Source organism: Bacteroides sp. LFL-34, from assembly GCF_027257075.1.
GTDB classification, from domain to species: domain Bacteria; phylum Bacteroidota; class Bacteroidia; order Bacteroidales; family Bacteroidaceae; genus Bacteroides; species Bacteroides ovatus.
Window position 1 is genome coordinate 1 of the sequence record NZ_JAPQKZ010000106.1, and the last position, 4,848, is coordinate 4,848.

The 4,848-nt window shown below is 39.6% G+C and carries 2 protein-coding genes and 1 pseudogene; 1 reads left to right on the forward strand and 2 read right to left on the reverse strand.

Features of this window, described 5'->3' with window-relative positions; genetic code table 11:
• Window positions 1-145: 145 nt before the first annotated feature.
• Window positions 146-1,093: pseudogene (locus N5O98_RS26865) on the reverse strand (immunoglobulin-like domain-containing protein); the annotation flags it as partial.
• Window positions 1,094-1,373: 280 nt separating this feature from the next.
• On the opposite strand from N5O98_RS26865, the gene N5O98_RS26870 reads away from it, so the two are divergent.
• The gene (locus tag N5O98_RS26870; RefSeq protein ID WP_008776923.1) at window positions 1,374-1,718 is read left to right on the forward strand and encodes a hypothetical protein; all 345 of its coding nucleotides are present in this window, start codon (window positions 1,374-1,376) and stop codon (window positions 1,716-1,718) included.
• Between the two features lie 373 nt (window positions 1,719-2,091).
• Here N5O98_RS26870 and N5O98_RS26875 read toward each other — a convergent pair whose 3' ends face one another.
• Complete coding sequence (locus N5O98_RS26875; protein WP_022199848.1) at window positions 2,092-4,200, reverse strand: BT4734/BF3469 family protein; 2,109 nt, start codon at window positions 4,198-4,200, stop codon at window positions 2,092-2,094.
• Window positions 4,201-4,848: the final 648 nt, after the last annotated feature.

Below are 4,848 nucleotides of genomic sequence, written 5' to 3' on the forward strand. Positions count from 1 at the left end.
AAAAACTTTATACCTAAAGATACGAAAACTTTGGGTAATAACAAAGCCCGGGCTTGAGAAAGTCTGGGCTTTGCGCATAAAAAAAGGCTGTGTCAGCGTTTTGACACAACCTCTTTTCTTTTCTACTCCTCGTAACTCGTTGGTCATACCGAAATTCGCACTCATATTCATAGTGAGAGTGGTTGGTGATGGTTATTTTTACTTCTGTAGTTGATAGCGGATAATGATCGTGTTCTGTTTCTATAGAAAGCGAAGCGGGACTTATGTCCTCTCCAGCCGGAATGTCACGGGGAATAGGTCGCAATGTGACGGAGTTCGTTTGCGATGACTGGTTGGTTTTCTTAGGTAACACTGTATAAAGCCCTTGCTCGTCTTTTATTATCTCATATTTTCCCGATTCCAGCCACGTATTCCAATCCTTAAAAAGGTCGGTGATAAATAGGTATAAATCTTCGGAAATATATATTTCTGTACCTGACTTTAAGTCGCATGCCAACTGACCATTTACGACAGACAGATGTTTCTGGGCTCTTTGTAAGGCTTTCAAATAGACAACCTGATTAAATGCGTAATCTTTATTGAAACCTCGTCCCGTGAATAAATCTATTGCAGCATACGACATCGTCCCTCTTGTCTTCAGGAAAGTAGTGTCGGTTATAGACGTCTTGTAGCTATTAGCTTCTTCCCACATCTTTCTTTTTTCCTGTTCTCTGAATTTCTGCACAATCTCGCTCACTTTATCTTGTTCGCTTGTTTCTCTGTGAGATTTTAGGCTGTCATTATCTTGTAATTCGTCATAAAGAGGTAAAGCGAAAAAAGTGTTATTGTCCTTTTCAAACTGTTCTATGATACATGGGATAATTTTCTTACCCATAGCTTTTAGCTCTTTGAATTGGGGTAAAATGGTGTAAGCACGGGTACTTGAACTTAATTGTGCTTTGGGATTGTTGTGTATTTCTTTTTCCCAGGCATTAAATAAACTGTCAAATTTGGCTATATCCTCTTTTGTCAAAATATCACTTTTTTCTGTATTCTGTTTAATACATCCTGTAGTGATAAAGATAAATGGCAGAATAAAGAAAAGTGTTCTCATCGTTTTAATTATTAATCGGTTTTGTAATAGGTTTGCATAAGGGTTATGTCAAGCTTTTGATCTGTTTCCTGCAAATATAGAAATAATATTTCTAAACCGATAAACTGGATATTGCTGTTTTTTTACCGGATAAGAAAACGTTTATTCGTTTTTCGATGTGATACTAGCTGCCCTTTGATAAATAATGTGAAAAAACAGTTTTTGGCCTCATTATCGAATTAACTTTCACCCATTTGTGAGGTCTAACATACATAACTTATTTAATATGAGAATTAAAATGATGAGAAAGCAAATTTTAAGTTTGGCAGTTGCGTTATTGATTGGCTCAACTGTATGTATGGCTCAAAATCGTCAGAATGGAAAGGCTGATAGAGAGAAACGTATGGAACAGATTGTTGCCGATCTGGGCTTGAATGAAAAGCAGGCCAAAGATTTCAAAGCTGCAATGGAAGAAATGAGACCTGCAAAAAATAAATCGAATGAAAGACCTACGCGGGAAGAAATGCAAAAGAAAAGGCAGGAAATAGATGCTAAAATAAAAAGCATTCTGACCGATGAACAATATAAGAAATACCAGGATATGCGTAAGAAGGATAACGCGAAGAAAAAGAAAAAAGCAAAATAAGTACTATTCGTTTAATCTAAACCTGTCAAACGGAGAATCGTAAAAGATAATCTGTTATGACGCTATACTTAATTTTCGGTTCTTTCATTAATAATTTATTTAATCTACATGATCATTTTCGTTCTACTAAAGTTGAATGCAGGCTCCATTTAAATGAGTCTATTTTTTCAATTTGAGTAGAACGAAAATTTGTTAGGCGATGTTTCGTCTTATATCTATACTCCCTCCACTAAAGCTTTTCTTTATGCTTTTATCTTTCAATCTTTCACCTTCTGCTGAAACTCCCTGTCTATGGTAGTTGTACGTTGGTGATAGATGTAAAATGATCTGTCACTGATCTGTCATCTTTCACTGGATATTTTTTATTGCAAACTTATCCTCTTCCCGGCTTGATTCGTATTACTTTGTAGAAATTACCGCGTTTCGTATGCAAAGAAGGTATTTTGTTCTTTTGTAATATTCTTCCGAACTGGACAATACTGCAGATAGATACATGAATCTTGCTGTCATGTTGTAGTTGTTGCAGTATTTCAATGGCAAGGAGTTGCTCGCATTCTTCTCCTTCTTTTGCCCCTCGGAAATATTCGTGAAACAACTGTTCGGCAACCGGCATGACCTGAAATTCCTGATTATTCTCCGTCATGACATTTTCATCTTCCGTGTTGAACCAATATCGCTCTCCTCTATATAAGTCGTGCATGGCTTGTGCATAAAGCTGCTCATAATCAATGGGGGAGCAGTCGATGGGACCGGTCACGTTAATGACGATGTAGCGTCGGCTGCCGGAAGTATCAGTCAGTAGGTCCTTGTGATTGCTTGTCCCAATGAAAGATGCGTATCGGCGCATCTCTTGAGTAGCGGTGCCATGCGGACGCCGGACGTTGACAACCGGTTTTTGAAGAATATGTTTCAGAAATGCCTGCTGGCTCACTCGGTTCTGATCAAATTCATCCATATTGATGAGTGCGAATCTATTTAGAGAAAGTTCGGCATCCCGCTTATTGCTGAAATCAATGCGGTCGGTATAATAAGCCTGTAATTCAGGTGGAAGCAGACTTCGGCAAAAGGTGGATTTTCGGTATGCCTGCGGACCGACCAGTAACGGTACAGTACAATTGGCGTATTTCCGGTCTGTCTGACGCCAGTGGGCTACCATATTCAGAAACCAGCGGTAAAACAAGTCAGGCCAGTGGGTATTGTTGCAAGGAACCCGGGTTGCCAGTTCCCGAATCCGGTCACGTCCGTCCCAATGGATGTCCAGCCTGAAAAGGAAATCTTCAATAGGATTGAAAATAGGGATACGGTCGGAGTCCAGATACCGGACGACGTCTCTGTCCCATAGGTTAAGCCCTTCCAGGCGTGCGTTCATTGCGATGCTGTTCCGTATGCGGTTACTGATGGGACGGAAACAGAAACAAAACGTGTTTCGTTCGCGGTATTCCGTAACTGTCGTCATCGTATTGTAGCGAAATTCATATCGGCGTTGCATGAATTCTTCCGTCCGAAATTCCAGTTCCTGTTCTGCTGATAAGGGAGATTTCTTTCCGAAACCTTTTTCGCACGTATATACATTCTGTATGGTTTGCCGGATCAGGAATTCTTTATTCTTTGTATAGAAATGGGCGGTGGACCAACGGATCGTCTCTTCTTCCGGTATTCCTGCCTGAAAACAGTTCTTCGCTACCTGAACCAGCAAAGGCTTCAGGTCTTCATCGGAATGAATATGGATTCTTGGCTGTAATTCGCTTAGTGATTGATATGCCTTGTTTAAAGCAGCTTCGAAGAGAGCGGATAATGTGTCGAAACTGTCATATCCCGGAATCAACCGTTTGAATGGAGATGCTTCTGCTTGCACAGCTTCCTTGTAAGTTGTTTCCGAAGGCATTTCCAATGGCTGCCGCATGTAAATCACGGTAGATTCAGGGTTGTAATAAAGTTCCGGGTCATAAGTCTGTCGGCAGAACTGTTCCAGAGCAGGATTCTTCAGTTCGATAGCATAGGAAAGGGCGGGCTGGTATAGGCTGACCGCTTTCCTGTAGGCATTTGCCTGAAATATTTCCGCTTCTTCCCGTTTTTGAGGAAGTGACTTGTCGGGACGTGTGAATCGTATCCATATTTTCACGGAATGTCCTCCGGAACCCATAAAGGCTGCGAATGTATGTGAAAGTTCGGCCGCTTCCTGCTTCACCCGGTTTACTTCCATCCGGTTGGCAAGATGATTCACTTCTATTTGTATGATGCCGTTATATCCGGTCATCTGTATACCATTGACTATTTTACGAAAAGTGGCAGCCGGGACAACTTTGGCCAATTTCTTGACGTCGTCCAGCTTGCTGTCCGGTGATGCGTAACGGATGCTCGTGCGTAGGTTGCTGACTGGCTGGGCTTTCGTTTCATGCTTCATCGTTTCTATTTGTATGTTTATGTCCAACGTTCGCATGGTTGTCGTCCCTCCGTTGTCCCGCATCAAAGTAAGTTTCATGATAGATGTGTTTATTGTTTATGTTTCTTTATTTAAAAGGCGAGTAAAGGTATGCTTTATTATCGGACTCTCCAAATATATCATCTTCTCTTTGTTGGAACCTTCTTATGTACTGTCCCTTACATTGGCTATTAATAGAAAAGTTCCTTTCTTCCCTATACAAAGTTTCTTTCCTCTAATAGAGAAGTTTCTTTTGGCTGTTTGTAATCTATAAATGAAAGCTTTGATTATATAAATGCAAGTTCCGTTTTTATAAATGAAACTTTCATTTATAAAAACGGAACTTGCATTTATAGTTTGAATCAGGTGAGGAATAAGTTTTCTATTAATGAAAAGGAAGTTTATATTTAATGAAAAGGAACTTATCTATTAATAGTTCAGGAAAGAAATAGCTGTTCCTTTGAATGTGATAAGTGGTGAAAGATGAAAGATTGGGTGATAGATTGAAAAAGAACTGTCAATGGTTTGAAAGTACGATGAACAAAAGGATTTGTGACTTTCGGTGAAAGATGAAAGATATAAATAATATATCATTAGTGTCCACTAAAAAATCATAGTCGTTCTTTGAAATTGTTGAAATTCAGTTTGTTGTAATGGTATTTGGTGCGCAACGATTTGAAATTACTTTTGCAGTCTGAATCAGACTGT

What these genes read in the sequence shown, in the direction of transcription:
- N5O98_RS26870 (WP_008776923.1), top strand. Translation starts at nt 1,374, where the DNA reads ATGAGAAAGCAAATTTTAAGTTTGGCAGTTGCGTTATTGATTGGCTCA.
- N5O98_RS26875 (WP_022199848.1), bottom strand. Translation starts at nt 4,200, where the DNA reads ATGAAACTTACTTTGATGCGGGACAACGGAGGGACGACAACCATGCGA.